This window comes from Sphingomonas sp. UNC305MFCol5.2 (genome assembly GCF_000712135.1).
Taxonomy (GTDB): domain Bacteria; phylum Pseudomonadota; class Alphaproteobacteria; order Sphingomonadales; family Sphingomonadaceae; genus Sphingomonas.
Genome location: NZ_JOOE01000001.1, coordinates 1250910 through 1277786, shown reverse-complemented (window position 1 = coordinate 1277786; position 26877 = coordinate 1250910). Strand labels below are relative to the sequence as shown.

The following is a 26877-nucleotide window of genomic DNA, read 5'->3' as shown; positions in this document are numbered from 1 at the left end:
CGCAGCAAAGCAGGCTTTAACCTTTCGCTAACCATCTAAATTCGCGGGATAATTTTGGTCCTCCTATAAATCTTCCCATGATGAATTTGCAGGGCGCGCATGCGCCAGGTCGAGGGTCGGCGCTTCCGACCCGGGTCGCAGAAGCGGCTCTCAGTCCGAGAAGGAATTTAACATGGGTTTCTCTGTCAACACCAACATCGGCGCGATGGCGGCTCTCCAGAGCCTCAACGAGACGAACAAGGGTCTGGCCACGACCCAGAGCCGCATCAACACCGGCCTGGACGTGAACTCGACCAAGGACGACTCGGCTCGCTATACGATTGCCCAGAAGCTTCGCGGCGACGTGGGTGGTCTGAAGGCGGTCAATTCGTCGCTCAGCCGCGCGAAGAGCACGGTTGACGTGGCGGTTGCCGGCGCCGAGCAGGTCTCCGACCTCATGAACCAGATGAAGTCGAAGGTCACGGAAGCAACGGACGGCGGTCTCGATGCAGACAGCCGCACCGCGATCACTGCCGATCTGAATGCGCTTCGCAAGCAGGTCAATTCGATCATCGGCTCTTCGGAGTTCAATGGTTCGAACCTGCTGAAGACCGACGCTACCGCAACCGGCAAGGTTTCGGCGCTGATGTCTTCGTCGGGCACGACGACCCTCGATGTCGCGAACGTCGACCTCGAGGCAACCTTCGACACCGCCGTCGGCGGCGATGCGTCGGTTGACATCGTTCTGGCCGACGCCGCTGCGGCGACCACGCTCAAGGGCACCCTTGAGACTGGTTTCAAGGCGGTTTCGCAGAAGCTCAGCACCCTCGGTTCGGCTTCGCGCCAGATCGATGGTCAGATCGGCTTCGTGAGCAAGCTGTCGGATTCGATCGAGGGTGGCATCGGCAACCTCGTCGACGCCGACCTCGCCAAGGAATCGGCGAAGCTGCAGGCCCTCCAGGTCAAGCAGCAGCTCGGTGTGCAGGCTCTGTCGATCGCCAACCAGGCGCCGCAGAGCATCACGTCGCTGTTCCGTTAAGGCTAGCTTTTTTCCCTGGAAGCTACCTGACGACAGAGAGAGGCCGGGACGGCGACGTCCCGGCCTCTTTTTTCGCGTGCGCGCCATTCGTCCGGGGCGCAACGAAATCCGCGCATCTTCGCCGCCCGAATGGCCGGCCATCTATAATGATGGCAAGGAGATAGTCGCTTGTTCCCACGCATCCGAGAAATTACCGACGCATTTGGCGGCAAGCTGCGCGTGAGCGTGGAGGAGCATCCTTCGGGCGCGCTCGTCGTGCTCGAACGCCCCGACATGAAGGATCGGCCGCGGATCCTGCTCGACGGCTACGGAACCGACATTCTGGCGGGCTATATCATGTCGGCACGCCTCGCCGTGCCGCACGGCCTTCCCGACGAGCATGTCGACGGTACTTTCGGCACGCGCTTCGAACTGGGACTGGAACCCCGCGCCGCGCTGGAGCTTAGCCAGGAAGGCGAGAGCAAGCTCGAGATACCGGCGCCCTTCTGGGACCGTCTCTACGCCGAATTGTGTCTCGTTGCGGCACATGCGCGCGAACTCGCGCGTCGCGCCGAGGCGCGCGTTCACTAAAAGTCATGCTGGTGTCATTGGTACCGGTAACTTTACGTATCGGGGCATCCCGGAGTGTGGTGGCGGGCGCCGCTGAGGCATTGGGCGGATAATCGCTCGGGCAAAAAAGAAGAGAAAAGGGAAATTCGCATGAATCTTCGCGACTTCAGCCATGATGCTGCGGACACCGGCCAGAGCTTCACGGTGACGCTGACGCTGAACGTGGAGGATGTGCGGGCATTGTGGAGCGCGGCGGCCGAAAAGGCGCTGCAGGCCCCTGGCATGACGCTTTCGGACGTGCTCGACACGCTCGGCCCGCGCGAAGATCCCTCGATCGCCGATTGCATCGCGATGCTCACCGCGCCGGCCGCGATCGCCGGCTGCGCGCTCGACGATTTCAGCATCCGCACCGCGCCTGCCGCCGTGACGGTGCCCGGCGAATTGATCCAGCTACCGGTCGATGCCCGTCCACTCGTGCTGATGCCCGCTGCCAACGGCTGAGACACGCGCCGTCGATCCAATCTTTTCGAGCGGGGGCTCGAGCACGAAAGCCAGGCTGGTTTCCACCAGCCTGGCTTTTGTCGTTTTGGATCACGGGGGATTGCGATCCTCGAAAAGGGGAGAAGAGACGAGCACACCGCAGAGGGGATCAGAACGGCCCGCTCGTCTCTCTGCTTTCATTATAGACGGGACGCGCGCGCGGATGTGCCGAATGCCCCGGGGGAATGCCCGCTAGGTGATCGTACGGAATTCATCTTCCAGATGACCCGAGCCGGAATCGGGGACAGGCAAAATCATCAGGCCATAGGCGGAAAGAAGGCGCCGGAGCGGAAATTCCCGCTCCGGCGCCCGGTATCCAATGCCTATGGGTGGGATCAGGTGCCGATGCGGACCAGATTGGCGGTGTCGCTCTTGTGGCCATTGACGGTGACTTGGATGGTGCCGTTCTCGAGCGCGACATCGGTCACGATTCCGACCGAATGCGCGACGATCTTGACGTCGTTGCCCGAGGCGTCCTTGCCGGTGAGGGCCAAGGTGTAATCGCCGGCGCCGAGCTTCTTGCCGGCGCTGGTGGTGCCGTCCCACGACATGTTGCCCGCGGCGGCGCCGCCTTCGACGGTACGCGTGTCGACGACCTTGCCCTTCGCATCGGTGATCGTCGCGGTCATCGTGCCGACTTCGCGCGGCGCGGACCACAGCCACTGCGCCGGCTTTTCGGCGCTGAGGCCCGCAGTGCCCGAATTGGTCTCGACCATATGGCCGATCATCGCCGAGGCTTGCGTCAGATTCTGCGTGCCGAGGCTCGACAGGATCGACTTGAGCGTCGTGGTCTGCGCCATCGACTGCTCGACCTGCGAATATTGGACCAGCTGCTGGGTATATTGCGCCGTGTCCATCGGATCGAGCGGATCCTGATTCTGCATCTGCGTGGTCAGCAGCTTGAGGAACATGGTGAAATCGGCATTGAGCTTGGACCCGCCGGTGGTGTCGGTCGTGGGCGTGTTGCTCGTGGCGGAATTGACGGTGGTCATGCGCGTTCCTCAGGCGAGAAGATCGACCTGCCCGTCGCTGCGGATCGGGCGGTAGATGGGTTCGGCGACGGCCGCATCGTCGTCGGACGACGCGAACTGGCCGCGATTCTGGTTGTGCTGCTGCTGGGCCTGCTGGCCGCCACTGTCGCCGCCGCGATTTTCGAAGCGGAAGCTCTGCGCGTCGGTGCGGACGCCGGCCTGATCGAGCGTGCGGGCGAGATCGGGCGCGTCCTGGCGGAGCAGGTCCATCGCCTGCGCGCTCTCGGTGCGGACGGTCGCCTGCAGGCTGCCCTTGTCGTCGAAGGCGAGGGTGACTTCGATGCGGCCGAGCTCGATCGGATTGAGGCGGATGCGCAGCGTATCCTCGCCGAGCTCGACTTTCCGCGCGATCTCGACGCCCAGCGAATGGCCGAGATGGCCGGGGCGGGCTTCGATCACCGGTTCCGCTGTATGGGCGGCGACGGGGGCTGCGCTGGTAGAGGTCGTGGCCTGTGCGTGCTGCGGCAGGATCGGCGCGGCGGCGTCGGTTTTCGGAGTGGCTGCGAGTGTGATTTCGGGCTGGGGCTGGCCGTCCCCCTTTGCTTCCGAACCGGTGGAGTCACCTTTCGCTGCGATTGCGCGGGCGAAATCGACGGTACCGGTTGCGGGTGCAGCTTGCGTCGTGTCGGGAGCAAGCGCGGCTTGCGCGGCGACCTTGCCGGGCTTGGATACAGCGGCGCCACCCTGTGCGTTCGCGGACGGTTCGCGCGGCGCGGATTGGGGCGGAGCGACTGGCTGCGGCACGGCGTTGACGGCGAGCATCGCGGCCGGGACTACGGATTTCGCGGCGTCGGACGGGGCGGGATCCGCATCGGCCGTCACGGCACGGCCGCGTGCTCCCTTTTGCGGTTTTGCCGGTGTGGTCTCCGCGGGCGGGGCGAATGCCGGCGCATCCGGCAGAGCCTCATCAGGCTGCAGCGCGGCCTGGTTCTGCAACGGTATCGCCGGGGTGAGAACTGCCGGATCCGCGGCGGGAGCGGGGATTTCGGGCACGGCTGCGCTCGGATCCGCTTCGGCCTCGACTGGGGCGGCTACCGGTACCTGCTCCGCGCCGGGCAATTTGGCCGCGGTGGCCATCAATTCGGACAGGGAGGTCGGCTGCTGAAGTCCGGGCAGCGCGGCGGCCGCTGGAAGCGGCTGGGCCTGTGCGTCGAGTTGCGCCTGGGCGAGCAGCCGCGCCAGTTTCGGGTCGAAATTCTTCGGTGGCGGGGCCGAGGCGACCAGGCCGGTCAGCTGCGGGGCAACGCCGCCTTCGGTGGCAAGGCCGAGCGCATCGGCAAAGCCGAGGCCGGCGCCATTCATCGCCGGCGCGGGCATCCCCGCGCCAAGCGGAAAGCCGAAGGGGTTGATCTGCATCCGGTCGCCTCTTGCTCGACCCGCAAGGGGCCGCTTTTCATTATAGGATGATTGTTGCGCGAACGGTTTCAACCGATCGTGCCGAGCGCCCGAATGCGTGCCCGCGCATGGATCTCGTTCTGCGACAGCACCACCGTGGCAGGGCGGACGCGCTCGATGATCGAGCGGACGAACGGACGGATCGCCGGGCTGGTGAGCAGGCACGGGATCTCGCCGTCCTGCGCCAGCCGATCATAGGTTTCGCGGACCGACTGGATGAACTTCTGAAGCGCGGAGGGCGCCATTGCGAGCTGGCGATCATCGCCCTGGCCGAGAATCGATTCGGCGAACGCCTGGTCCCATTCGGACGAGAGCGTCACCACCGGGATCGCTTCGCCGCGAACCTGCGACGCGCTGATCTGGCGGGCGAGACGGCCGCGGACATGCTCGGTCATCTGGGTCAGATTGGCGGTCAGCGGTGCGGCCTCGGCCACGCCTTCGAGGATCGTCGGGATGTCGCGGATCGAAATGCCTTCCGATAGCAGGTTCTGCAGGATGCGCTGGACGCTCGAGATCGAGACCTTGGAGGGGACGATGTCGGCGACGAGCTTCTCGGCGTCCTTGTGGACGTCGGTCAGCAACTTCTGCGTCTCGGTGTAGGAGAGCAGATCGGCGATGTTGTCCTTGACCAGTTCGGTCAGATGCGTGGTGATGATCGTGCCGCAATCGACCACGGTCAGCCCGCGGAAGCCGGCTTCGTCGCGCAGCTCGCGATCGATCCACAAAGCGGGGAGGCCGAACACCGGCTCCTTGGTCGCTTCGCCGGGCATGCCCACCGGGCCGCCGCCCGGATTGATCAGCAGCAGCTTCTCGAGACGGATCTCGCCGCGCGCGGCCTCGGTCTCCTTGATCGTGATGACATATTCGTTGGGCTTGAGGCCCATATTGTCGATGATGCGGACCGAGGGGAGGACGAAGCCGAAATCGGTCGCCATCTGGCGGCGGAGCGCGCGAACCTGATCGTCGAGGCGCGGCTCGCGCTGCTCGTCGTTGATCATCGGCAGCAAGGCATAGCCGATCTCGATGCGCACTGCGTCGAGCGCGAGCGTCTGCGAGATGGGCTGTTCGACGATGGCCTCGCGGGCCTGTTCCTGCGCAGCGGCGGCGAGTTCGAGAGCGACCTTGGCCTGGGCGTTCTTGCTCATCTTCCAGGCGGCATAGCCGGCGGCGGCGGCGAAACAGGCGAAGGGCAGGAAGGGCAGGCCGGGCATCAGCGCCAGCGCGGCCATCAGGAACGCGACCATGCCGAACGCCTTGGGATAGCGGCCGAGCTGGTCACCCAGCGTCGCGCCGGTCTTGCCCTTGATGCCGCCCTTCGAGACGAGCAGGCCCGCCGCGATCGAGATGATCAGCGCCGGGATCTGGCTGACCAGCCCCTCGCCCACAGTGAGCACGGTATAGGTATGGAATGCCTCGCCGATCGGCACGCCGTGCGAGACGACGCCGACGGTGAGGCCGACGAGGATGTTGACCGCAGTGATGAGCAGGGCGGCGATCGCGTCGCCCTTCACGAACTTCGAGGCACCGTCCATCGAGCCGTAGAAGCCGCTCTCGGCCTCGATCTCGGCGCGGCGCTCGCGGGCCTGCTCCTCGCTGATCATGCCGGCTGAGAGATCGGCGTCGATCGCCATCTGCTTGCCGGGCATCGCGTCGAGGCTGAAGCGGGCCGCGACTTCGGCGATGCGGCCCGCGCCCTTGGTGATCACGACGAAGTTGATGACGATCAGGATCATGAAGATGGTGAGGCCGATGATGACCTCGCCACCCATCAGGAACTCGCCGAACGCCCCGATCACGCCGCCGGCGGCGCCATGGCCCTCATGGCCGTGGGTGAGGATGAGGCGAGTCGAGGCGAGATTGAGGCCCAGCCGGAACATCGTCGCGATCAGCAGGATCGTCGGGAAGGCGCTCAATTCCAGCGGCTTCTCGATGAAGAGCGCCGTCATCAAGATCATCACTGCGATGGTGATCGACAGCGCGAGGCCGAGATCGAGCAGCCAGCCCGGCATCGGCAGGATCAGCATCGCGATGATCGCGATGACCGAGCCGGCGAGCGCGAGATCGCGGCTCAGGCCGATGCGGTTGAGGATGTTGGCGATGGCGGGGGGCATCAGGACTGCTCGTCGATTAGCCCTCTCCCGCTTGCGGGAGAGGGTTGGGTGAGGGTGAGGCCGGTTCGGCGTGCTGCTTCGCTGAAGGGGAGGGAGTGACCCTCACCCCAGCCCTCTCCCGCAAGCGTGAGAGGGAGAAGAGCGGCGCACCCGATCACGGCGCCGGGGCGACGGCGATGCCGGCCTCGATGAACGTGCGCAATTTGTTGCGCATCGTCCGGACCGAAATGCCGAGGATGCCCGAGGCCGAGGTACGGTTGCCATGGCAGCGCGTCAGCGTCTGGAGGATCAGCTCGCGTTCGACTTCCTCGACGGTGCGGCCGACCAGACTCTCGATCTGCAGATCGCCGGGCTCGGCGAGCTCGAGATCGAGCAGGCGCGTGCCGTCCGAACGGACAAGATCGTCCGGCTCGATGGCCGGGCCCTGCGCGAGCAGAACGGCGCGATGGATGCAATCTTCGAGCTCGCGGACATTGCCCGGCCACCCATAGCGGGAGAGCAGCACAAGGGCCGCGTCGCTGAAGGAGCGCGAAGGCATGCCGTCGGCTTCGGCGAGACGCGTGGCGAAATGCTGGGCGAGCTGGGCGACGTCGCCGCCACGCTCGCGAAGCGGCGGAACCTCGACCCGGACGAGGCCGAGGCGAACCAGCAGATCGGCGCGGAAGCTGCCGGCCTGCACCGCCGCCTCGAGATCCATGCTGGTCGAGGCGATCAGCCGCGCATGGAACGGAACCACCTCGTCACCGCCGATCCGGCGGAAGCGCTGTTCCTGCATCGCCGTGAACAGCCGCGCCTGAGTGGCGGGGGCGAGGCGGCCGACTTCGCGGAGGAAGATCGTGCCGTGACCCGCCTTTTCGAGCCGGCCGATGCGGCGCGCGATGGCGCCCGGAAAGGCGTCGGCCTCGTGGCCGAACAGTTCGGATTCGAGCACGTCGGCAGCAACGCCGGCGCATTCGACGGTGTAGAGCGGATTGGTACGGCCCGAGCTTTCGTGGATCGCGCGGGCCATGACTTCCTTGCCGCAGCCCTTCTCGCCGGTGACGAGCACGGGAGCGCCGGTTTGGGCCACCGCGGTAGCGAGCGCCACGGCGCGGGCGAGAGCGGGGTGGTCGCCGATGCGGACCGGTGCCTTACGCTCGATCACCGAAGCGATTGCGGCGGCGATCAGCTCGCGCTGCGGCGGCAGGGGAACGTAATCGCGCGCGCCGGCGCGGATTGCCGCAACCGCGCGCTCGGCCGAAGCCTGGATGCCGCAGGCGAGCACGGGGAGCGTGAAACGCTCGGCGCGCAAGCTGGCCATGAAGCCGGCAATGTCGGTCTCGACATCGATCATCACCATGTCGCCGCCGCCTTCGCGGAGCAGATCGAGCGCCTGGACGGGCGTATCGGCCATCGCCACGGCGGCGCCTGCGTCACGAGCCAGCTCGGCCGCGCGGCGGAACTCGCCACCGGGCGCGCCGACCAATATCATGCGGATGGATCCGGGCATCAACGGTCCTGACGAACGATTTCGGTGAGCGTGACGCCGAGCGCATTGTCGATCAGCACGACTTCGCCGCGCGCGATCAGACGATCGTTGACGAAGATGTCGACCGGCTCGCCGACGCGGCGGTCGAGTTCGACCACGGTGCCCGAAGTGAGGTGGAGCAACTCTCCGACGGGCATGCGCGCCCGGCCGAGAACGGCCTGCACCTTGACCGGTACGTCGTGGACGGCCTCGAGGCCTTCGGCACCTACGGGCGCGTTGTCTCCAGCGGGCAGCGGATCGAAATCTTCGAACACGGGGCCGCTGGCTTCGCTGGAATCAGCGGGGATGATGTCGTGGGGTTCGGTATCCATCGTCAAATCCTTACGAGTTCATCCATTGGCGGATCACCGAGGCCGCTTCGGGCGGGCTCGCGTGGATCGCATCGCCAATGCGCTTGAGGGCGGAGAGCTTGATGCGGCCGTCGACCTGGGCGAGCGCGATTTCCTGATCGAGCAGCGGCTGGTCGCCGTTGTTCATGGTCTCGAGCTGCCGCATCGCGTCGTCGTCGCCATCGGCGGCGCGTTCGGCGAGTGCGAGCATCTCGGGAGACTGGGCGGAGAGCGCAGTCTCGCCTTCGGGTGCCTCGAGTGCGGGGATCGATGCCTGCGACATGAGCTTCGGCTTGAGCATCCTGAGCGCGAGGAGGCCGACCACGCCGATCACGATGATCTGCAGCAGGCCCCAGATCCGGTCCATCGGCAGGCTCGAGAAGAAGCCCGATTCCTTGTCGGCGAGGCTGTCGTCATTGGCGAAGCGCATGCTCTCGACCACGACGCTGTCGCCACGCTCGGCATCCATGCCGACGGCGTTCTCGACGAGGCGCTGGAGACGCTGCATCTGCGGCTGGGGCAGGCCTTTCTCGCCGCCATCGACCATCACTGCGACGGTGAGGCGCGTGACCTTGCCCGGGCCGCGCAGCGTGACGGTCTTGGTCGAGCTGTTGTCGTAGGTCGTGTCTTCGGAAGTCTGGTTGCTGCGCGACTGGCGGCCGTTGCCCGTACCGGCGCTTGGCGCCTGGCCCTGAGCCTCGGGGAGTTGGTTGCCGACGCTGGCGGTTTGCGCGCCGGCATCCTGTTCGCTGTTCTGCTCGCCATTCTCGACGCTGACCTGGCGCGAGATGACCTGCTTGTCGGGATCGAACAGGTTCGATTCCTCACGGGTCTGGTCGCGGTCGATCTGGGCGGAAACCTCGGCGCGGACCTTGCCCTGGCCGACGATCGGCTCGAGCAGGGCCTCGACTTCCTCGCGGAGCTTGGCCTCTACGGCCTGCTGGCGTTCGTCGGCATCGGCGCCGCCGGCCGAACCGGCTTCGCCGGCGCGGGCGAGCAAGGCACCGGTCTGGTCGACGACGGAGACGGCTTCGGGCGAGAGCTCGGGAACCGAGGAGGAGACGAGATAGCGGATCGAGGCGATCTGCTCGGAAGAGAGACGTCCCTTGGTCTTGACGGTCACCGCGGCGGTCGCCTTGCGGCTCTCGGCGGCGAACATCGCGCGCTCGGGCATGACGATATGGACGCGCGCGGCGCTGACATTCTGAATGGTCTGGATCGACTTGGAGAGCTCGCCTTCGACGGCGCGCGTCTCGTTCATCTTGGCTCGGCTGGCGGAGACGCCGAAGGGCTGCTCCTCGTCGAGCACTTCATAGCCGATCTTGCCGCCCAGTTTCTCGCCGGCGAGGCTCATGCGCAGCTCGGCGAGCTTGTCCTGCGGCGCCATCACCGAAGTGCCGTCGGCCGAGAGCTGATACTCGACATTCTGCGCCTTGAGCTTCTCGGTGATCGTCGCGGCGGCGGACGGATCGAGATCGGTATAGAGATAGCCCATCTGCGGATCCGAGCCGCGCGTCGCGACGAAGGCGAGCGCGGCGAGCAGCGCGAACGCCACGCCGCCCATCAGCATCAGCCGCTTCGGGCCAAGCTGCCCGACGAGATTCTTGATCGCTTCCAAAGCCGCCCCGTGATGTGGCCAGGGGCAGGAGCGCCCCTCTCCCTTGTTTTATAGGAGGGTGGCGGGCGGCAGTTTGTGCCGGGTGGGAATTTTTTGCCTAGTGATCAGCGCGGACGCGCATGGAAGGCTTGCGAAACGCAATTCCCCTCCCGCTTGCGGGAGGGGTTAGGGGAGGGTGCGACGGGGAGGATCGCGCGACTCACGCACGTCAGTCCCTCCCCCGGCCCCTCCCGCAAGCGGGAGGGGAGCGCAGGAGGCGAGGACGGATCTAGTTCGCGCCGGCGGGGCTCGGCAGCAGCGTCTCGAGCTCGTCGAGCACTGCCTGGCGGCGGGCGATGGCGTCGAGGACGAGGCCGCCTTGTTCCCAGCCGATCATCGCGTCGCCCACCGTGATGGTGACGTCGCCGACGACAGTGAGGTTGAGTTTCCGCCGATCCTTGGACTGGCGATCGGCGATGCGCGCCTCGATCGCTTCGATCAGATCGGGATGAACGCGGATCTCGAGCTCGGTGCCGCGGGCGACCTGGCTGAGTGCGCGGCCGATGGCGGCGTCGATCGTCTCGACAGGGGCGGCATGGATCGCGCGACCGGCAATCATGTCGGCGGCGGCGAGGGCGATCTCGGCGGCCTCGCCGGTGACGCGGCGCGAGACATCCTCGAAGCGCTCGTCCAGAGATTCGATTCCCGCATGGAGCGCATCGACTGCGCTCAGCAGCGCGACGTCGCGCTCGGCGCGCGCCTGGGCCAGACCGGCCTCGAAACCCTGCGCGCGGGCGAGCGCGAGCTGCGCCTCCACGTCCGAGCGGAGCAAGGCGAGCTCGGCGCGCAACGCCGAAATCTCGAGCGGCATGTCGCCGCTGGCGACAGTCGCGCTCTCGCTCGCCGGCGTGGAGAAGATGCGGTCGAAGGCGAAGCGCTCGACGTTCTGGAAGCCCATGCCCATCTCAGATGATCATCGCGTCGTCGGACTTGGGATCGACGAGCAGGATCTCGCCGCGATCGGCGAGGCTCTTGGCGAGGCGGACGAGCGAAGATTGCGCTTCCTCGCAATCGCGCGCGCGGACCGGGCCCATCGCCGCCATGTCCTCGCGCATCAGCTTTGCCGCGCGCTCGGTCATCGCGCCGAAGAACATCTGCTTGAGCTTGTCGGGAGCGCCCTTGAGCGCCATCGCCATCTCGCGCTTGTCGGCGTTGCGGACGATGATCGAGATCGCCGCCGGCAACAGGTTCGACAGATCCTCGAACGTGAACATGAGCGCGCGGATGCGCTCGGCGCTGTCAGGGGCGCGATTGTCGAGCGCGGTCAGCATCGCCTCTTCGGTCGAGCGATCGAGCGAGTTGAACAACTCGGCCATCGCCTCGTGCGGATCGCGCTTCTGCGAGCGCGAGAGGTTGGTCATGAACTCGCTCTTCAGAGTCTGTTCGACCTGATTGATCACGTCCTTCTGGACGGTTTCCATACGCAGCATGCGCATCACCACGTCGACCGAGAAATCGCGCGGCAGCTCGGCGATGACGCGCGCGGCGTGATCGGGGCGCAGCTTCGACAGGATCACCGCGACGGTCTGCGGATATTCATGCTTGAGCGCGCCGGCGAGCACGGTCTCGCTGACGTTGGAGAGCTTGTCCCACATCGTGCGGCCGGAGGGGCCGCGAATGTCTTCCATGATCTCCTTGACCTTCTCGCCCGGCAGGATCCCGCCGAGCAGGCGCTCGGTGGTCTCGTAGCTGCCGTGGAGCGACGCCATCGAAGCGACTTCGCCGGTGAACTGGATGAGCAGATGCTCGACGACCTGCGACGGGATACGGCCGAGGCCGGCGATCGTCGAGGAGAGCTCCTTGATCTCGTCGGTGGTCAGCTGCTCCCAGATCGGCGCGCCATGCTGCTTGCCCAGCGCCAGCATCAGCGCAGCCGCGCGCTGCGGACCGCTGTACTTCTTCAGCTCGACCGGCTCGGCAATCGGCGCCATCAGGCTCATTCTGGACCCCTCGCAGAAAAATCACATGTGCACGCAAGGAAGCGTTCACTCATCCTATTATAGGAGTGTGGGGGAAGGGTCGGTTTTCCATGACGGTTAATTTTTCCGGTAGTCTGACGGGGTTGAGCCTGCTGACGGGAGACTCCTCGGTCTTCTCGACGGCCTTCGCTGCGATCCCCTTCGACAGCAAGGCGGTTCGCGTCGCGAAAGCGCAGTTCACGCTCGCCGAGACCACGCCGCCATGGAAGGAAGCGACCAGCACCAAATCGGCGTCGAGCCAGCTCGTGGCGATCCTTGCCTCGAAGACGGTCGTCGACAAGATGAGCAGCAGCACGGCGCTCCTGCCCGACGACATCAAGACGAGCTTCACGGCCTACAAGGCGCTGGAAAAGCTGCGCGTCCTCGCCGAGGCGGCCACGGTGAAGACGGCGACCAGCGCCCAGCGCGCGCAATATGAGAAGGCCTTCGCCAAGGGGCTCACGGACCTCCAAGGCTATCTGGCTACCGCGCCCTCGGACAAGGTCAACCTTGCCTTCGGCGCGGCTAGCTCGTCCGCGCAATCGAGCAAGCTCGCCGCCACCAATGCCTATGAGACCAAGGGCAAGGGCCTGGTGACCCGGCTGACGGATGCCGTCCCGGGTCTGACCGGGCAGGAGCAGTTCAGCGTCAAGATCAGCCGCGGGACGGTCAGCGAGACCGTCACCGTGGACCTGTCCGCGGGCACCCAGCCGCCGACGCTGGAATCGGTTGTGTCGCAGCTCAACAGCGCGATCAGCGCGACGCCCGCGCTCAAGGCCGACGGCACGCCGCTGACCGACGCCAGCGGCAATGTGGTCTCGCGCTGGGGCGCGCGCTTCAAGGCAAGCTATGCCGACGGCAAATGGGGCATGAAGCTCGATACCCCGGACGGGGTGGAGAAAGTGTCGCTCGAGCAAGTCGGCGCGAAGGACTCGCTGGTCGTCGCGACCGGCCGGACCGCGCTCGACGCGCCGACGGCGACGCAGGTGTTCCGCCTCAACGATCCCGCGGGCGCCAACACGCGCGTGGCGATGGGAACGATCCAGGCGCTCGACGCCGAGAAGACCGCGCAGAACACCTTGGCCGGCAAGACGACGACGATCACCACCACGTCCACCGACGCGGATGGGAAGGTGAAGACGACGACGACCAAGACGAGCAACGCCTACGCCAGCACCGACGCCGCGGCGGTCGCCACCGACGCCCAGGGCTATAGCTATATCGTCGGCACCACCGCGGGCGATCTCGGCGCCAATCGTTCGGACGGCGACAACAACCTGTTCCTCACCAAGATGGACGGGGCGGGCAATGTCGTGTGGCAGCGCAGCCTCGGCGCCGGCGGCAGCTCGACCGGCGCCGCGGTGTCGATCGGCGCCGACGGCAGCATCGTCGTCGCGGGCTCGGTGACCGGCAGCTTCAACGGCGCCAACGCGGACGGCGACATGGTCGTCGCCAAATATGCCGCCAATGGCGACGAGAAATTCTCGACCGTGGTGCGTTCGGGTGGCGTCGACGTGGCCAAGGCAGTGGCGGTCGGCGCCGATGGCTCGGTCTATGTCGGCGGCCGCACCGCCACCGGCAATGGCGATGCCTTCGTCGCGCGGATCAATGCCGCCGGCAAGCTCGCCGAGCGGCGCACGATCGATAGCGGCGGCGTCGATCAGATCAACGCGCTGGCGATTGACGGCGACGGCAATCTGCTCGCGGTGATGAGCCAGGGCGGCAACGCCTCGGTGCGCAAGCTCGACGGCAGCGCACTCGCCACCGATCTCGGCAGCATCAATCTGGGCATTGCGGACGTTCGCGCGATCGCCGTGGGCGCGGACGGCACGATCGCGGTGGGCGGCGCGACCAGCGCGGCGCTGAGCGGCAGCCAGGTCAACGCGAAGAGCGCCGCCCGCGACGGCTTCGTTGCACGGATCGATTCCGGTCTGTCGGGCGCGAGCGTGACCTATCTCGGCTCGGCGGCCGACGATCAGGTCGACAGCGTCGCGTTCCTCGGTGGCGAACTCTATGCCGGCGGCCGCACCACCGGCGACCTGGCCGCGACGCGGCAGGGACCGACCGACGGCTTCGTCGCGCGGATCGGCGCCGCGACCGGCGCGATCGAGAACACCACCCAGTTCGGCCAGGCGCTGTTGCGCACCGAGCCCGTCCGCATCGCGGGCGATGCCGGGGGTGCCAATGCGATCTCCGCGCTGGGTTTCGGCCGCGGTACGATCAACGCGGCGGTTTCCGATAAGGTGACCACGCAGACTACGCTCCGCCCCGGCGACTTCTTCTCGATCAAGGCCGATGGCGGTGCGGTACGCAAAGTGACGATCGAAGCCGGCGACACGCTGAAGACGATCGCGACGCGCATGCAGGGCATGCTCGGCGCCTCCAAGGCCACCGTCACCGCTACCATCGTCGACGGGGTCCAGAAATTGAGCATCAGGATGAAGCCGGGCCATGAGCTCGAACTCATTCCCGGCAGCACCGACACCGATGCGCTCGCCAAGCTCGGCATCGAGCCGCAGCGGATCGCGACGCAAGCGACGCTGTCGAGCAGCGCGCCCAAGGTCCGTCCCGGCGGCAATTTCGGCATGGATCTGAGCGAGGCGCTGAGCCTGTCCACGCTCGACGACGCCAAGGTGGCGATGAAGAAGATCGAGGAAGCGATCTCGATGACGCAGACCGCCTATCGCTCGCTTTATTGGGACGACGGCAAGGCGCAGATGGTCGACGGCGTCAAGAACACCGCGACCGGCACCCAATCCACCGCGCGCGAGAGTGCGCAGCTCGCAAATTATCAGGCGGCGCTCAACCGGCTCAATGCGGGCGCCTCCTCAACCCTGGGATTCTGATCGTCATGAACACGCCCCCGATCCTCGCCGGCATTCGCGAGCGGATGCAGAACCTGTCCGAGCGGCAGCGCGTCGTCGCGACCAACATCGCGAACAGCGAGACGCCAGGCTACAAGGCCCGCGACGTCTCCGAGCCCAATTTCGCCGCCTTGGTCGGCGGCAGCGGCATGATCGCGGCCCCGCGCGTGCAGTTGACCGATCGCATGAAGAGCCTCGGCGCGATCCAGCCGGCAGGAAGCGGGATCGTCCTCGACAAGGACATCACCGAGACCAAGCCCGACGGCAACAACGTGACGCTGGAAGACCAATTGCTCAAGATGGGCGAGGTCCAGGCCGACTTCCAGGCGATGACCGGCCTGTACCGCAAGCAGATGTCGATGCTGAAGACCGCATTGGGCGGCCGCGGCTGATCGGAAAGCTGAAAACGCACCCTTCCGTTCGTTTCGAGCGAAGTCGAGAAACCTGGTTCGCGCTCAAGACCTGTTTCTCGACTACGCTCGAAACGAACGGGGAAAAGGTAAAGTCATCAGGCTCTAGGCAAGCACCTTCTCGAAAAAGAAGTCGGCATAGGGATCGTCGTTGAACCGCTCGATCTCGGTCCACCCCAGCCGCCGATAGAGATGCAGCGCGCCCGCGAGCGCGCGGTTCGTGTCGAGGCGAAGCGTCGTGATCGAGAGCTTGCTTGCCGTCGTCTCGACTTCGTCCATGAGGCGATAGGCTAGGCCAAGGCCGCGCGCTGCAGGGGAGACCCAGAGGCGCTTGATCTCCGCCTCGCCTTTTCCATTTCCCTTGAGCCCCACGCATCCGACCGGCAGGTCATCGGACATCGCAACGAGGAACGCGCCCCGCGGCGGCACCATCTGCCCGGGGTCTGGATTGCGGGAGAGCGTCACGTCGAACCCGCCCTCGAAGCTTCCCGCCAGTTCCTCATAATATTGCCCGAGACAGTAAATCGACACCTCCGCGCGAGGATCCTCGACACGAAACACGATCTGATCGCTCGCCAGAGCGGACGCGATCAGATCGAGCGCATAGAGCAGGGTTTCGCGATGCCCGTGCTTGTCGAGCAGGGCTCCGGCGCGTTCGTTGGAAAGGCTCTCATATGCGCGGAACTCGCGCGTGCCGACAGCTGTGAGCGACACCGTTCGACGCCGCGCATCGTCGGGGGACGGCATGGTGACGATCAGCCCTTCCTCCTCCAGCCCTCGCAAGAGTCGGCTCATCAGGCCGCTGTCGAGGCGCAGGAAAGCACGAATTTCCGCCACGTCTGATCGCCCCTGGCCGATCGCGTTCAGCACCCGCGCCGCACCAAGCGGCCGGCCGCGGCCTAAAAAAGAGCTGTCGAGGGCACCGATTTCGGAGGTGACCGCACGCGCGAAGCGGCGGAAACGGGCAATGGGGTCGAGCATTATCTGACTTTAGTCAGATAATTCCGCTGTGGCAAGATTGGCGCGAGCGAGGGAGCGAAGGGGCCATTTAACGAGGCGCGCGGGACATCCTTCGCCTTGTTCGCGAAGCTATTCGCTCGTGGTCTGCGCTTCGGCTGAATCGAGATGCCAACCATGGCCGTCCTTGACCATCGGCTTGCCACAGCCGGTGCAATGGCTGCGCACAACCGGACCGTCGTACCAAGCCTTGCGCCGGTCCCGTTGATGCGCTCCGAATAAACACCATGGTAAGTGCAGGATGTTCATCGCCGATCTCCCCAACCGGCTAGTTGTAGGTGGCAGCATACACTTCCCGCGCCACTTTTCTATAGCGGCGCGATATTGTTCTTGTGTGGATTGGGATGACTGCGTCCCGACCTGTTTCAGGGTCGGCAATCTACCCCTTTACAGCTTGGCGTTGATCGAGATCGGCGCCGGCGCGTCCATGCCACCCAGTCCGCCGCACGCGCCATAAGTGGTGCTACGGGTGCCGGTGAGCCGCTGTGCCTCGGCGGCGATCGCGCCCATCATCTCGACCGAAAGCTCGATCTGGCGCGACAGGATCTGCTGGTTGACGGCCGAAGCGTCACGCAGGTTGCGGCTGGCTTCGGACAGTCCGGCGCGCAGCTCAGGCTCGATCGCTTCGGCCCAATTGTCGGGTCGTTCGCGCTTGAGGCGGGCGACATCGGCCTCGATGCGGCCGGTGAGGCGGAGCTTGGCCGCGGCGATCTCGCCCAGTGCGGGCAGATACGCCTTGCGCGCGAGCTGCTCGCTCTCCTCTTCCATAAGGGCTGTGAGCGATACCATCGCGTCGATGAGCTGAGCGGTCATTATCGTCCCTGCTGGAGCTTGAGGATCTGATCGAGCACGACGGGCGCGAGGCCGACGCCGCCGCGGTTCGCGATTTCGGTGCCGAGCTTCTCGGCGAGCACGCCGCGGAACATGTCCTCGCCGGCACCGCCGTTGAATTCACCCTTGTCGACGCTTTCGAGCATCATCTGGGTCATCTGGCCGAGGAAGACGGCCTCGAAGCTCTTCGCCGTCTCGGCGTTCTTCGGATCGACCTTCCGCATCGGCGTGGCGGCGGAGGTCGCCGAAAGCGCGTTGAGTTCGTTCATCACTGGACCTCGATCTCGGCCTGGAGCGCGCCGGCGCTTTTCACGGCCTGCAGGATGGTGATCAGGTCACGGGGCGACACGCCGAGCGTGTTCAATCCGCTGACCAGAGACTGAAGCGATGCGCCGCTGACCACCGCGAGATGCGCGCCATTGCCGTCGTCGACCTGCACCTGGGTGCGCGGGACGACCGTGGTCTGGCCCTGCGAGAACGGCTCGGGCTGCGAGACCTGCGGACGCTCGGAGACAGTGATGGTCAGGCCGCCCTGGGCGATCGCAACCGGGGTGATGCGCACGTCGTTGTTCATGACGACGGTGCCCGAGGCTTCGTTGATCACGACGCGCGCCGGCTGATCTACCCTGATCTCAAGGTCGCCGATGCGCGTGACGAGATCGATGACGTTGCCGACGAAATTGGTGGCAGGCTGGACCTGCACCGTGCCCGGATCGAGCACGGTAGCGCTGCCAGGGAAGCGGCCGTTGATCGCGCCGGCGATACGGTCGGCGGTGGCGAAATCGGGGTTCTTGAGCGCGAGCTTGAGGCTGGTCGCGGACTGGAGCGAATAGGGGACCTCGCGCTCGACGATCGCGCCGCCGGCGATCCGCGCCGAAGTGGTGACGCCGCGGCTGACGCTCGCGGCCGCGCCCTGGCCCTTGAAGCCGGAGACGGCGACATTGCCCTGCGCGACGGCATAGATCTCGCCGTCGAGCGCGCGGAGTGACGAGGCGATCAGCGTGCCGCCCTGCAGGCTCGACGCATCGCCGAGCGCGGCGACCTGGACGTCGATGCGTGAACCGGCGCGCGAGAAGGGGGGCATGGTCGCAGTGATCGAGACCGCCGCGACGTTCTGGGTGCGCATATTGGTGCCGCGGATGTTGACGCCCATGCGCTCGAGCATCGCCTGCATCGATTCCTCGGTGAAGGGCGCGTTGCGCATGCGATCGCCGGTGCCGGCGAGACCGACGACGAGACCGTAGCCGACGAGCTGGTTCTCGCGGACATTCTCGACATCGACGATGTCCTTGATCCGCGTCTGCGCCAGAGCGCCCGGACTAGCGATCAGTGCCAGGAGCATGAGCAGGAGCGGAGCGGCGAACCGGTGCATAAACCCTCGGGGAAAGTGGAAAAACCGCGGTAACTCTCTTATAGAGGAAAGGTGGCCAATGCGGGCCGAGAGGACCTGATTTCGTGCGCATCGACAACCTGACGCCGCTGATGGCGCGTAGCCTGTTGGCCGCGCTGCCGAAGGCCGCGCCCGGCTTTCCGATGGCCGGGGAGGAGATCGCCGCGCGGCCGATGCCGATGCAGGGGGCCGGGACCGCGCATCCGATCCCCACGGTGGCGATGTTGGTGACGCTCGCCGCGGCCGATCCGGCGATCGAGCGCCGGCGCAAGCAGGCGATCGACGCCGAACGCGGCGTCGATGCGCTCGACAGGCTCCACAAGGAACTGGCGACCGGAACGCCCAGCGTCGAGCGGCTCCGCGAGATCGTCGAATGGTCGGAGAATTTCGAAGCTTCGGACGATCCGGTGCTCGCTGGGATCCTGTCGGATATCGAGCTGCGCGTCCGCGTCGAGCTCGCCAAGCTCGACATCCAGGCCTGATTCTACCTTATCCCCTCCCTGCAGGCAGGGAGGGGAGTTCAGGTATCAGCGCGCCAGATCGAAGCGGTCGGCGTCCATTATTTTGGTCCACGCCCCGACGAAGTCCTTTACGAACTTCCCGCCCGCATCGTCCGAGGCATAGACTTCGGCGATCGCGCGGAGCTGCGAGTTGGAGCCGAACACCAGATCGGTGCGCGATGCGGTCCATTTATGCGCACCCGAGGCACGATCGGTGCCGACGAACTCCTCGTCGCTCGCCTCGGAGATCTGCTTCCAGGCAGTGCCCATGTCGAGGATGTTGACGAAGAAGTCGTTGGTGAGCTGGCCCAGCCGATCGGTGAACTGGCCGTGCTTGCCCGCCTTGGCATGGTTGGCGCCCAGCACGCGAAGTCCGCCGACCAGCACGGTCATCTCCGGCGCCGAGAGATTGAGCAGTTGCGCGCGATCGATCAGCAATTCCTCGGTCGGCACATTGAATTTGACCGAGAGATAGTTGCGGAAGCCGTCCGCCCGCGGCTCCAGCGGCGCGAAACTGTCGACGTCGGTCCATTCCTGGGTGGCGTCGCCGCGGCCGGAGGTGAAGGGCACGGTGACGTCGTGGCCCGCCGCTTTCGCGGCCTGTTCGATGCCGAGATTGCCGCCGAGCACGATCAGGTCGGCGATGCTGACACTGCCGAACCCTGCCTTGATATCCTCATAGACGGCGAGGACCTTCGCTAGCTCGGCCGGCTCATTGGCTCCCCAATCCTTTTGCGGCGCCAGACGAATGCGCGCGCCATTGGCACCGCCGCGCTTGTCCGAGTTGCGGAAGGTGGAGGCTGAGGCCCAGGCGGTCTTGACCAGTTGCTGGACGGTGAGGCCCGATGCGGCGATCTTGCCCTTGAGCGTGGCGACGTCCGCGTCGCTCAGCTTCGTGCCGGCGGGGATCGGATCCTGCCAGATCAAATCCTCCTGCGGCGCCTCCGGGCCGAGATAGCGCGTCTTCGGACCCATGTCGCGGTGAGTGAGCTTGAACCAGGCGCGGGCGAAGGCATCGGCGAAATAGGCGGGGTCGGCGCGGAATTTCTCGAGGATCGCGCGATAGTCGCCATCGTCCTTGAACGCCTTGTCGGCGGTGGTCATCATGGTCGGGACCTTCTTGCCCGGCGTGTGCGCAGCGGGGGCGAGGGTCTCTGTGGGATTGCCGACTGGTTGCCATTGCTTGGCGCCGGCGGGGCTCTTCACCAGCTCGTATTCGTGGTCGAGCAGCATGTCGAAATAGCTCATGTCCCATTTGGTCGGCGTCGGCGTCCACGGCCCTTCGATGCCCGAGGTGATCGTGTGGTCGCCCATGCCGCTCTCGTGCGTCGAGGCCCAGCCGAGGCCCATCTGCGCGATGTCTGCACCCTCGGGTTCGCGCCCGACCTTGGACGCGTCGCCCGCACCGTGCGCCTTGCCGAAGGTGTGGCCGCCGGCGGTGAGCGCCGCGGTCTCCTCGTCGTTCATTGCCATGTTGGCGAAGGTCCGGCGAAGATCACGCGCCGAGCCCTTGGTGTCGGGTTTGCCGCCGGGGCCCTCGGGATTGACGTAGATCAGGCCCATTTGGATCGCGGCGAGCGGCTCCTCGAGCGCCATTCCCGCCTCGTCGTCGATACGGGTCTTGTTGTCGGGGTGGCCGACCCATTGCTCCTCGGTGCCCCAATAGATGTCGCGTTCGGGCTCGAAAATGTCCTCGCGGCCGCCGGAGAAGCCGAAGGTCGGCCCGCCCATCGATTCGATCGCGACATTGCCGGTCAGGATGAACAGGTCGGCCCAACTGATTGCGGCGCCGTATTTCTTCTTGATCGGCCACAGCAGGCGGCGCGCCTTGTCGAGATTGCCATTGTCCGGCCACGAATTGAGCGGCGCGAAACGCTGCGACCCTGAGGACGAGCCGCCGCGGCCATCGCCGGTGCGGTAGGTGCCGGCCGAGTGCCAGGCCATGCGGATGAAGAACGGGCCGTAATGCCCGTAATCGGCCGGCCACCAGGGCTGGCTATCGGTCATCAGTGCCGTCAGGTCCTGCTTGAGCGCCTGGTAATCGATCTTCGCGAACGCCTCGCGATAGTTGAAGTCCGGATCATGCGGATCGGGCGAGACGCCGCCCTGGGTCAGGATCTCGAGGCTCAGCGCCTCGGGCCACCAGTCGCGATTGGTGCGGCCGAGCAATCTGCGGAGCGCGGCGGGCTCCTTGCTGGGGTCGCTGAGCGGGCTGCCGGTCGTCGGTGCGTCCATGGCTCGAATCCTTCCTGCGGTGGAGATTTGCACGCAGGGTAGGCCGGGACGCTCAGTGGCGGTAACGATTAAAACCGCTCAGCACGAACGCCAAAATAAATGACGCGGTGCAGCAGAGGGTGGGTTTTCGATGTGTCAGTGGGGCGGCGCAAGCGCTCCCGCCGTCACCCCGGACTTGTTCCGGGGTCCACTGCGCGGCAGGCGATGGCAAAAGCCTCTATCATACCGGTGGATGCCTGGTGGACCCCGGAACAAGTCCGGGGTGACGATAGGCTGCAAGGCCTAGCGCTTCGCCTTGGCGATTTTGAGCACGTAGCTGATCACTTCGGCGACGGCGGCGTAATGCTCGACGGGGATCGGATAATCGATCTCGGCCGAGGCATAGAGCGCGCGGGCGAGGGGGCGGTTCTCGACCAGCGGGATATTGTGCTCGCCGGCGATCTCGCGGATCTTGAGCGCGACATTGTCGACGCCCTTGGCGACCACCACCGGCGCGTTCATCGCGCCGTGATCATATTGGAGCGCGACGGCATAGTGTGTCGGGTTGGTGATGATCACGCTGGCTTTGGGGACGTTTTGCATCATCCGCCCCTTGGCGCGCTGCATCTGGAGCTGGCGGATCTTGCCCTTGATCTTCGGGTCGCCCTCGGACTGCTTGTACTCGTCCTTGATCTCCTGCTTGGTCATCCGCATCTTTTTGAAGAAGGCGAAGCGCTGCCAGGCGAAGTCGAACAGTGCGAGCGCGCCGACCAGCATCGCGATCGGCACCAGCATCGCCCAGATGATGTCGTGCGTGGCCATGCCCATCGCGACCATGTCGGCGCCGACGAGCCGGTCGATCGTCGCGGCATGCGGCCACGCGATCCACGCGCCGATACCGATGACGAGGCAGAGCTTGGCGAGCGTCTTGAAGAACTCGACCAGAGATTGCTTGCTGAAGGTCCGCATGAATCCGGTCACCGGATTGAGCTTCGACCATTTGGGCTTGATCCGGCTCGCCGAGAGCATCGGGCGACCCTGCAGGAAACCGCCGAGCAAGGCGAAGCCGAACAGGGCGGCGAGGATCGGGGTGAGGGTAGTGAAGATCGCCCCGAAAATGCCGGTCGCGAAGTCCTGCGCGCCGGCTGGCTCCATCCGGAAATCGTCGGCGCTGCCCCATAGCCGCACGAACAGCGATCCCATCATCTGCATGGTATACGTGCCGAGCCCACCCATCACGACGAGCGCCGCGACGAACATCGCGGCGTGCTTCATCTCGGGCGCCATCGGCACCTCGCCGCGTTGGCGGGCGTCGTCTAGTTTCTTGTCTGTGGGGGATTCAGTTTTGTCTTCCTGATCCGTATCGCCCGACATCACCAGCCTCCCTGCATCGCGTCACCCATCGAAGTGGCGAAGACGGTGAGCATGGTGCCGACGGTGGCGGCGAACAGGCTGAGCCCGAGCAGCAGGTTGAGCGGCTGGGCGATGAAGAAGACCTGGATCGCCGGCGCGATGCGCGCGGACAGGCCGAGCGCGACGTTGAAAACGATGCCATAGACGATCAGCGGCGCGGCGAGGCTGATGCCGAGCGTCATCGAGCGGCCGACCGCGGCGATGGCGAGCTGGGCGAAATCCTGCATCGGAGGCAGGCCGCCGATCGGGAAGCTCTGATAGGAATGGATGATCGCCCCGAGCCAGAGGTGATGGACCTGCATCCCCATGCACACGAGCGCAGCGGCGATGCCGACGAACTTGGAGAGCATCGGCGCCTGGCCCGATTGCGCGGGATCGAAGATCACCGCCGAGGACAGGCCAACCTGCATGCTGACGATCGAACCGGCGATCGAGATCGCGAAGAACAGGATCTTGACGATCATGCCCATTGCGAGCCCGGTCATCAGCTCGGTGACGATCACCGCGGGAAGCACCGCGCCGCCCTGCAGCGCGACCCGCGCGGGCTCGCCGAGCGCGCCGTAGAGTGCGGCCGACATGGCGAAGGCGATCATCAGCCGGATGCGGCCGGGGATCGAATCCTCGCCGAACACCGGCAACAGCATCAGCACCGCGCCGACGCGCGCGAACACGATGAAGAAGGCGGAGACCTGGAATTCGAGGTCGGCGGGCAGGATCATCCGGTGATGATCAGATCGCTGATCTTGGCCATGAAGCCGGACAGCGCCTGTCCCATGGTGGGCAGCATCAGCAGGAAGACGAGACCCATCGCGAGCAATTTGGGTACGAAGGTGAGCGTGGTCTCCTGAATCTGCGTCAGCGCCTGGAGCAGGCCGATGACGGTGCCGACGATCAGCGACGTCAGCAGCAGCGGGCCCACCACGGTGAGCACGAGCAGCAACGCCGCCTCGGCAAGCTGGATGACCTCGCTCGGCGACATGCTTCAGATCTGCATCCGCATGATGTCGGTATAGGCGCTGACCACGCGGTCGCGGACGGCGACCATCGTGTCGAGCGCGGTCTCGGCGGCACCGATCGCGGTTACGACGTCGATCAGATCGCCCTTGCCGGCGACTTGCATTGCCGAGGCGTGTTCGGCGACCCGCATCTGCTGCGCGGTGCCGGTGACGAGATCCTCGACCATCGAGCCGAAGCCGCCCGCGCCGTCGGTCTTGCCGACCGAGGGCTTGCCGAGGGCGCTGCCGATCCCTGCGACCTTGCCATAGGCAGAGGCCGCATCAAGTGCTCCGATTGACATGAGATTTTTCCCTTACTTGAGAAGATCGATGGTGCGCATCGTCAGGCTCTTGGCGGCCTCGATGGCATTGAGATTGGCTTCGTAGCTGCGCTGCGCGGCCTTCATGTCGGCGCTCTCGACGAGGCCGTTGACGTTGGGCTTGAGCACATAGCCTTCCTTGTCCGCCGCCGGGTGGCCGGGCTGGTAGACGCGGGTGAAGTCGGACTTGTCGGTCTCGATTCCGTTGACCTTGACGCCGGTGGCGCCGGTGGCGCGATCGACCTCGGCCTTGAAGCTCGCGACGCGGCGGCGATAGGGATCGCCGCCCGGGGTCTGCGCCACCGAATCCTGGTTGGCCAGGTTTTCCGCGATCACGCGCATCCGGAGCGACTGGGCGCGAAGCCCCGATTCCGAGACGCCGAGCGATGCTTTCAAGTCCATGTGAGTCGAGCTCCAGAGCGGCCGAGCGGCCATTTCCCTCATTGTAGGCAATTCTTGCCGGGCGAGGGTTCGAGAGGCGGAAATAAACGCCGGCCCTTCTCTTCCCTCTCCCCTTTGGGGGAGAGGGTTGCGTAGACTTGGGCCGCGCTCCTTCAGCGCGGTCTCAGTCGGAGCTGGGTGAGGGGGTGTGGCCGCAAAGCGGGCACCCGGCGTTGCGCGCCGACCTACCCCTCACCCAACCTCCGCTAGGCGCTACAGCGCCAAGCTGCGGTAACCCTCTCCCCTATCAAGGGGAGAGGGAAAGGAGGGCGACACGTGAATGTTGATCCGCCTAGGCAAAATTTGCCGGGTCGCGCGCCGGGGGCCGGACAAAGCTTCCTATAAGTCACTCAGAAAGGGGCGCGCATGTCCGTACTCGACGATATTATGATCGACCTGTCGATCGTGCTCGGCTCGGCCGAGGTGCCGATCCGGCAGATGCTCAAGATGAGCCGCGGGGCGATGATCCCGCTCGATTGCGGCCAGGACGATCCGAGCCTGGTCTATGTCAACGGCGAGCTGGTGGCCAAGGGCCGCATCCTCGTCGACGGCGACCAGATGTCGCTCGAAATCTCAGAGCTCGTGAAGAAGCAGCGCCACTGATGGATATTCTGTCGATGATCCGCACCGTGGGTGCGCTCGGCGTCGTGCTCGGCATGCTCGCCGGGGCGCTCTGGGTAGTCCGCCGGTACGACATCAAGCTGCCGGGCCGTGTCTCGGGCTCGGCACGCAAGCGCGTCGAATTGGTCGAGCGGCTGGCGGTCGATGCCAAGCGCTCGGTGGCATTGATCCGCCGCGATGGTTGCGAACACCTCATCCTGATCGGCCCCGAGGGCCATGTGACGCTCGAGACCGGCATCGTCGCGCCCGAACCCGTGGCCGCGAAGGCGCCTGAGCAGGCGATGCCCGCCGCCGATTTCCAGGCCGATCTCGCTGCCTTCGCCGGGAGCTTCGGCAAGCTCGTCGATCTCTCGCGCGCGAAGATCGCCGCGGTGCGCGGCGCCAATGACGACGAGGTCGAGGACAGCGACGACGAGCCGACCGATCCGTCGTCCGTCGACGCGACGATCGTCGAATTGCCCGCTTCCGCGCCCCGCAAGCGCACCCGCCGTCCGCGCGACACCAAGCGCTGGAACCGCGCCGCGGTGCGCGAGGCGCTCAATGCGTAAATTCCTGATCGCGGCCGTCGCCGCGCTCGTGCTGCTGCCGGTGGCGGCGCACGCGCAGGCGGCCGGCGGCACGACCATCAATCTCGGGGGAGGCGGGGCGGGCGAGGGCCAGCTCTCGGCCAAGGCGATCCAGCTCGTATTGATGCTGACCGTGCTCAGCCTCGCGCCGGGGCTGCTGATGACGGTCACCAGCTTTACCCGCATGGTGGTGGCGCTGTCGCTGCTGCGCACCGGCATCGGCGCGCCGGGCGTGCCGCCCAACCCGGTGATCATCAGCCTCGCGCTGTTCCTGTCCTTCTTCGTGATGGCGCCGACCTTCGAGAAGGCGTGGAACGAAGGCGTCGATCCCTATACCAAGGGCAAGATCACCGAGCAGGTCGCGTTCGAGAAGACCGCCGAGCCGTTCCGCAAGTTCATGCTCGGCCAGGTGCGCGACAGCGATCTGAAGCTGTTCGCCGATCTGGCGAACAAGCCGATCGCTACTCGCGCCGACACGCCGCTGACGACTTTGGCGCCCGCGTTCATGATCTCCGAGCTGCGCCGCGCGTTCGAGATCGGGTTCCTGCTGCTGCTGCCGTTCCTCGTGATCGACCTTGCGGTCTCGGCGGTGCTGATGGCGATGGGCATGATGATGCTGCCGCCGCCGACGATATCGTTGCCGATGAAGATCATCTTCTTCGTGCTGGTCGACGGCTGGGCCCTGGTGGCGGGATCGCTGGTGAAGAGTTTCGCGACGTAGCGAGGGCGACCGGGGCCCTTTGTTTAGCCCTCTCCCGCTTGCGGGAGAGGGTTGGGTGAGGGTGAGAGGTGTAGGTCGGGCATTGCGGCCAGTTGATCGCTTATCGCTTGCAGCACGCCATCGAGATTCTCGACCACATCGTTGTTCCAGAAGCGCAGGAGGACATAGCTTCGATCCTCAAGAAAGCTGGAGCGACGTCTATCTGCCTCGGGACCGTGCTGTCCGCCATCGAGTTCGACGATCAGCCGTTTCTCCGCGCAAAGAAAGTCGACCACATAGGGCCCGATGGTGGCTTGGAAGCGAAACTTGTAGCCGGCGAGCTGGCGATTGCGCACCATCGACCAGAGCTTGCGCTCAACATCCGTCGCCTCACGTCGAAGGCGCTTTGCGTGTGGATTGGTGGAGCGAATTCGCGGCACCTGTATTCCGTAACGCCTGACACACCCTCACCCAACCCT

At 65.7% G+C, this 26877-nt stretch carries 29 protein-coding genes; 9 read left to right on the top strand and 20 right to left on the bottom strand.

The features are described 5' to 3' along the window. Positions 1–172: 172 nt before the first annotated feature. The 3 genes from BR78_RS0106190 (at position 173) to BR78_RS0106180 (ending at position 2068) form a co-directional block, all read left to right on the top strand. The gene (locus BR78_RS0106190) at positions 173–1018 is read left to right on the top strand and encodes a flagellin (RefSeq protein WP_025561027.1); all 846 of its coding nucleotides are present in this window, start codon (positions 173–175) and stop codon (positions 1016–1018) included. A 168-nt stretch (positions 1019–1186) separates the two neighbouring features. After that, complete coding sequence (locus tag BR78_RS0106185) at positions 1187–1588, top strand: hypothetical protein (RefSeq protein WP_029935686.1); 402 nt, start codon at positions 1187–1189, stop codon at positions 1586–1588. Between the two features lie 129 nt (positions 1589–1717). Next, complete coding sequence (locus BR78_RS0106180; protein WP_025560614.1) at positions 1718–2068, top strand: hypothetical protein; 351 nt, start codon at positions 1718–1720, stop codon at positions 2066–2068. 374 nt (positions 2069–2442) lie between these two features. On the opposite strand, the gene BR78_RS0106175 is transcribed toward BR78_RS0106180, so the two are convergent. The 8 genes from BR78_RS0106175 to BR78_RS0106140 form a co-directional block, all read right to left on the bottom strand. Beyond that, the gene (locus tag BR78_RS0106175) at positions 2443–3099 is read right to left on the bottom strand and encodes a flagellar hook assembly protein FlgD (RefSeq protein WP_025560615.1); all 657 of its coding nucleotides are present in this window, start codon (positions 3097–3099) and stop codon (positions 2443–2445) included. 9 nt (positions 3100–3108) lie between these two features. Continuing rightward, entirely contained in the window at positions 3109–4494 is a 1386-nt protein-coding gene (locus BR78_RS20395) for a flagellar hook-length control protein FliK (RefSeq protein WP_025560616.1), read from the bottom strand. Between the two features lie 68 nt (positions 4495–4562). Beyond that, entirely contained in the window at positions 4563–6644 is a 2082-nt protein-coding gene (flhA, locus tag BR78_RS0106165) for a flagellar biosynthesis protein FlhA (RefSeq protein ID WP_029935684.1), read from the bottom strand. A gap of 154 nt (positions 6645–6798) precedes the next feature. After that, on the bottom strand, positions 6799–8133 hold the full coding sequence (locus BR78_RS0106160; protein WP_029935682.1) for a sigma-54-dependent transcriptional regulator: 1335 nt from the start codon (positions 8131–8133) through the stop codon (positions 6799–6801). Further along, complete coding sequence (fliN, locus tag BR78_RS0106155) at positions 8133–8483, bottom strand: flagellar motor switch protein FliN (RefSeq protein ID WP_029728548.1); 351 nt, start codon at positions 8481–8483, stop codon at positions 8133–8135. Before fliN ends, BR78_RS0106160 begins: the two co-directional genes overlap by 1 nt. A gap of 10 nt (positions 8484–8493) precedes the next feature. Continuing rightward, positions 8494–10119: a flagellar basal-body MS-ring/collar protein FliF gene (gene fliF, locus BR78_RS0106150; protein ID WP_029728549.1), complete on the bottom strand. Its 1626-nt coding sequence runs from the start codon at positions 10117–10119 to the stop codon at positions 8494–8496. 268 nt (positions 10120–10387) lie between these two features. Further along, complete coding sequence (locus tag BR78_RS0106145; protein WP_037566240.1) at positions 10388–11056, bottom strand: FliH/SctL family protein; 669 nt, start codon at positions 11054–11056, stop codon at positions 10388–10390. 7 nt (positions 11057–11063) lie between these two features. Then, on the bottom strand, positions 11064–12098 hold the full coding sequence (locus tag BR78_RS0106140; RefSeq protein ID WP_025560651.1) for a flagellar motor switch protein FliG: 1035 nt from the start codon (positions 12096–12098) through the stop codon (positions 11064–11066). Positions 12099–12220: 122 nt separating this feature from the next. Here BR78_RS0106140 and BR78_RS0106135 point away from each other — a divergent pair, with 122 nt between their 5' ends. Both BR78_RS0106135 and BR78_RS0106130 read left to right on the top strand, forming a co-directional pair. Next, on the top strand, positions 12221–14962 hold the full coding sequence (locus BR78_RS0106135; RefSeq protein WP_331280230.1) for a hypothetical protein: 2742 nt from the start codon (positions 12221–12223) through the stop codon (positions 14960–14962). Positions 14963–14967: 5 nt separating this feature from the next. Beyond that, positions 14968–15372 carry a flagellar basal body protein gene (locus BR78_RS0106130; protein ID WP_025560649.1) on the top strand — a complete coding sequence of 135 codons (405 nt, stop codon included), beginning with the start codon at positions 14968–14970 and terminating at the stop codon, positions 15370–15372. Positions 15373–15495: 123 nt separating this feature from the next. Here the strand turns inward: BR78_RS0106130 and BR78_RS0106125 are convergent, their stop codons facing one another. The 5 genes from BR78_RS0106125 to BR78_RS0106110 all read right to left on the bottom strand — a co-directional run bounded on the left by BR78_RS0106125 (position 15496) and on the right by BR78_RS0106110 (position 18580). Next, complete coding sequence (locus BR78_RS0106125) at positions 15496–16371, bottom strand: bifunctional helix-turn-helix transcriptional regulator/GNAT family N-acetyltransferase (protein ID WP_025560648.1); 876 nt, start codon at positions 16369–16371, stop codon at positions 15496–15498. A 108-nt stretch (positions 16372–16479) separates the two neighbouring features. Continuing rightward, positions 16480–16656 (bottom strand): hypothetical protein, encoded by a 177-nt coding sequence (locus BR78_RS21615; RefSeq protein ID WP_156022232.1) that lies wholly within the window; start codon positions 16654–16656, stop codon positions 16480–16482. 138 nt (positions 16657–16794) lie between these two features. Further along, positions 16795–17220 carry a hypothetical protein gene (locus BR78_RS0106120; RefSeq protein WP_025560647.1) on the bottom strand — a complete coding sequence of 142 codons (426 nt, stop codon included), beginning with the start codon at positions 17218–17220 and terminating at the stop codon, positions 16795–16797. Next, positions 17220–17507 (bottom strand): rod-binding protein, encoded by a 288-nt coding sequence (locus BR78_RS0106115; protein WP_025560646.1) that lies wholly within the window; start codon positions 17505–17507, stop codon positions 17220–17222. The genes BR78_RS0106120 and BR78_RS0106115 overlap by 1 nt, the downstream gene beginning before the upstream one ends. Then, on the bottom strand, positions 17507–18580 hold the full coding sequence (locus tag BR78_RS0106110) for a flagellar basal body P-ring protein FlgI (protein ID WP_231478174.1): 1074 nt from the start codon (positions 18578–18580) through the stop codon (positions 17507–17509). Before BR78_RS0106110 ends, BR78_RS0106115 begins: the two co-directional genes overlap by 1 nt. A gap of 113 nt (positions 18581–18693) precedes the next feature. On the opposite strand from BR78_RS0106110, the gene BR78_RS0106105 reads away from it, so the two are divergent. Further along, positions 18694–19110 carry a flagellar assembly protein FliX gene (locus BR78_RS0106105; RefSeq protein WP_025560643.1) on the top strand — a complete coding sequence of 139 codons (417 nt, stop codon included), beginning with the start codon at positions 18694–18696 and terminating at the stop codon, positions 19108–19110. 45 nt (positions 19111–19155) lie between these two features. On the opposite strand, the gene katG is transcribed toward BR78_RS0106105, so the two are convergent. The 6 genes from katG to flgC form a co-directional block, all read right to left on the bottom strand. Next, complete coding sequence (gene katG / locus BR78_RS0106100; RefSeq protein WP_025560642.1) at positions 19156–21363, bottom strand: catalase/peroxidase HPI; 2208 nt, start codon at positions 21361–21363, stop codon at positions 19156–19158. 282 nt (positions 21364–21645) lie between these two features. After that, positions 21646–22716 (bottom strand): flagellar biosynthesis protein FlhB, encoded by a 1071-nt coding sequence (flhB, locus tag BR78_RS0106095; RefSeq protein ID WP_025560641.1) that lies wholly within the window; start codon positions 22714–22716, stop codon positions 21646–21648. Further along, on the bottom strand, positions 22716–23474 hold the full coding sequence (fliR, locus tag BR78_RS0106090; RefSeq protein WP_025560640.1) for a flagellar biosynthetic protein FliR: 759 nt from the start codon (positions 23472–23474) through the stop codon (positions 22716–22718). The genes flhB and fliR overlap by 1 nt, the downstream gene beginning before the upstream one ends. Then, a complete protein-coding gene (locus BR78_RS0106085; RefSeq protein WP_025560639.1) occupies positions 23471–23734 on the bottom strand; it encodes a flagellar biosynthetic protein FliQ in 264 nt (87 codons plus the stop codon). The genes fliR and BR78_RS0106085 overlap by 4 nt, the downstream gene beginning before the upstream one ends. A gap of 3 nt (positions 23735–23737) precedes the next feature. Continuing rightward, the gene (locus BR78_RS0106080) at positions 23738–24052 is read right to left on the bottom strand and encodes a flagellar hook-basal body complex protein FliE (protein WP_025560638.1); all 315 of its coding nucleotides are present in this window, start codon (positions 24050–24052) and stop codon (positions 23738–23740) included. A gap of 12 nt (positions 24053–24064) precedes the next feature. Continuing rightward, positions 24065–24472 (bottom strand): flagellar basal body rod protein FlgC, encoded by a 408-nt coding sequence (flgC, locus tag BR78_RS0106075; protein WP_025560637.1) that lies wholly within the window; start codon positions 24470–24472, stop codon positions 24065–24067. Positions 24473–24877: 405 nt separating this feature from the next. Here flgC and BR78_RS0106070 point away from each other — a divergent pair, with 405 nt between their 5' ends. From BR78_RS0106070 to fliP, 3 genes are read left to right on the top strand one after another with little or no spacing between them, the layout of a single operon-like run. Continuing rightward, positions 24878–25114 carry a FliM/FliN family flagellar motor switch protein gene (locus BR78_RS0106070; protein WP_025560636.1) on the top strand — a complete coding sequence of 79 codons (237 nt, stop codon included), beginning with the start codon at positions 24878–24880 and terminating at the stop codon, positions 25112–25114. Then, positions 25114–25680 carry a FliO/MopB family protein gene (locus BR78_RS21285; RefSeq protein ID WP_025560635.1) on the top strand — a complete coding sequence of 189 codons (567 nt, stop codon included), beginning with the start codon at positions 25114–25116 and terminating at the stop codon, positions 25678–25680. Before BR78_RS0106070 ends, BR78_RS21285 begins: the two co-directional genes overlap by 1 nt. Next, complete coding sequence (gene fliP, locus BR78_RS0106060) at positions 25673–26419, top strand: flagellar type III secretion system pore protein FliP (RefSeq protein ID WP_025560634.1); 747 nt, start codon at positions 25673–25675, stop codon at positions 26417–26419. The genes BR78_RS21285 and fliP overlap by 8 nt, the downstream gene beginning before the upstream one ends. A gap of 23 nt (positions 26420–26442) precedes the next feature. Here the strand turns inward: fliP and BR78_RS20390 are convergent, their stop codons facing one another. Next, on the bottom strand, positions 26443–26838 hold the full coding sequence (locus tag BR78_RS20390; RefSeq protein ID WP_025560633.1) for an endonuclease domain-containing protein: 396 nt from the start codon (positions 26836–26838) through the stop codon (positions 26443–26445). Positions 26839–26877 lie beyond the last annotated feature (39 nt).

Excerpts from the sequence above, each read along its gene's own strand:
- BR78_RS0106190 (WP_025561027.1), top strand. The coding sequence starts at position 173 with ATGGGTTTCTCTGTCAACACCAACATCGGCGCGATGGCGGCTCTCCAG.
- BR78_RS0106180 (WP_025560614.1), top strand. The coding sequence starts at position 1,718 with ATGAATCTTCGCGACTTCAGCCATGATGCTGCGGACACCGGCCAGAGC.
- BR78_RS0106175 (WP_025560615.1), bottom strand. The coding sequence starts at position 3,099 with ATGACCACCGTCAATTCCGCCACGAGCAACACGCCCACGACCGACACC.
- BR78_RS20395 (WP_025560616.1), bottom strand. The coding sequence starts at position 4,494 with ATGCAGATCAACCCCTTCGGCTTTCCGCTTGGCGCGGGGATGCCCGCG.
- flhA (WP_029935684.1), bottom strand. The coding sequence starts at position 6,644 with ATGCCCCCCGCCATCGCCAACATCCTCAACCGCATCGGCCTGAGCCGC.
- BR78_RS0106160 (WP_029935682.1), bottom strand. The coding sequence starts at position 8,133 with ATGCCCGGATCCATCCGCATGATATTGGTCGGCGCGCCCGGTGGCGAG.
- fliN (WP_029728548.1), bottom strand. The coding sequence starts at position 8,483 with ATGGATACCGAACCCCACGACATCATCCCCGCTGATTCCAGCGAAGCC.
- BR78_RS0106145 (WP_037566240.1), bottom strand. The coding sequence starts at position 11,056 with ATGGGCTTCCAGAACGTCGAGCGCTTCGCCTTCGACCGCATCTTCTCC.
- BR78_RS0106140 (WP_025560651.1), bottom strand. The coding sequence starts at position 12,098 with ATGAGCCTGATGGCGCCGATTGCCGAGCCGGTCGAGCTGAAGAAGTAC.
- BR78_RS0106130 (WP_025560649.1), top strand. The coding sequence starts at position 14,968 with ATGAACACGCCCCCGATCCTCGCCGGCATTCGCGAGCGGATGCAGAAC.
- BR78_RS0106125 (WP_025560648.1), bottom strand. The coding sequence starts at position 16,371 with ATGCTCGACCCCATTGCCCGTTTCCGCCGCTTCGCGCGTGCGGTCACC.
- BR78_RS21615 (WP_156022232.1), bottom strand. The coding sequence starts at position 16,656 with ATGAACATCCTGCACTTACCATGGTGTTTATTCGGAGCGCATCAACGG.
- BR78_RS0106120 (WP_025560647.1), bottom strand. The coding sequence starts at position 17,220 with ATGACCGCTCAGCTCATCGACGCGATGGTATCGCTCACAGCCCTTATG.
- BR78_RS0106115 (WP_025560646.1), bottom strand. The coding sequence starts at position 17,507 with ATGAACGAACTCAACGCGCTTTCGGCGACCTCCGCCGCCACGCCGATG.
- BR78_RS0106110 (WP_231478174.1), bottom strand. The coding sequence starts at position 18,580 with ATGCTCCTGGCACTGATCGCTAGTCCGGGCGCTCTGGCGCAGACGCGG.
- katG (WP_025560642.1), bottom strand. The coding sequence starts at position 21,363 with ATGGACGCACCGACGACCGGCAGCCCGCTCAGCGACCCCAGCAAGGAG.
- flhB (WP_025560641.1), bottom strand. The coding sequence starts at position 22,716 with ATGTCGGGCGATACGGATCAGGAAGACAAAACTGAATCCCCCACAGAC.
- fliR (WP_025560640.1), bottom strand. The coding sequence starts at position 23,474 with ATGATCCTGCCCGCCGACCTCGAATTCCAGGTCTCCGCCTTCTTCATC.
- BR78_RS0106085 (WP_025560639.1), bottom strand. The coding sequence starts at position 23,734 with ATGTCGCCGAGCGAGGTCATCCAGCTTGCCGAGGCGGCGTTGCTGCTC.
- BR78_RS0106080 (WP_025560638.1), bottom strand. The coding sequence starts at position 24,052 with ATGTCAATCGGAGCACTTGATGCGGCCTCTGCCTATGGCAAGGTCGCA.
- flgC (WP_025560637.1), bottom strand. The coding sequence starts at position 24,472 with ATGGACTTGAAAGCATCGCTCGGCGTCTCGGAATCGGGGCTTCGCGCC.
- BR78_RS0106070 (WP_025560636.1), top strand. The coding sequence starts at position 24,878 with ATGTCCGTACTCGACGATATTATGATCGACCTGTCGATCGTGCTCGGC.
- BR78_RS21285 (WP_025560635.1), top strand. The coding sequence starts at position 25,114 with ATGGATATTCTGTCGATGATCCGCACCGTGGGTGCGCTCGGCGTCGTG.
- fliP (WP_025560634.1), top strand. The coding sequence starts at position 25,673 with ATGCGTAAATTCCTGATCGCGGCCGTCGCCGCGCTCGTGCTGCTGCCG.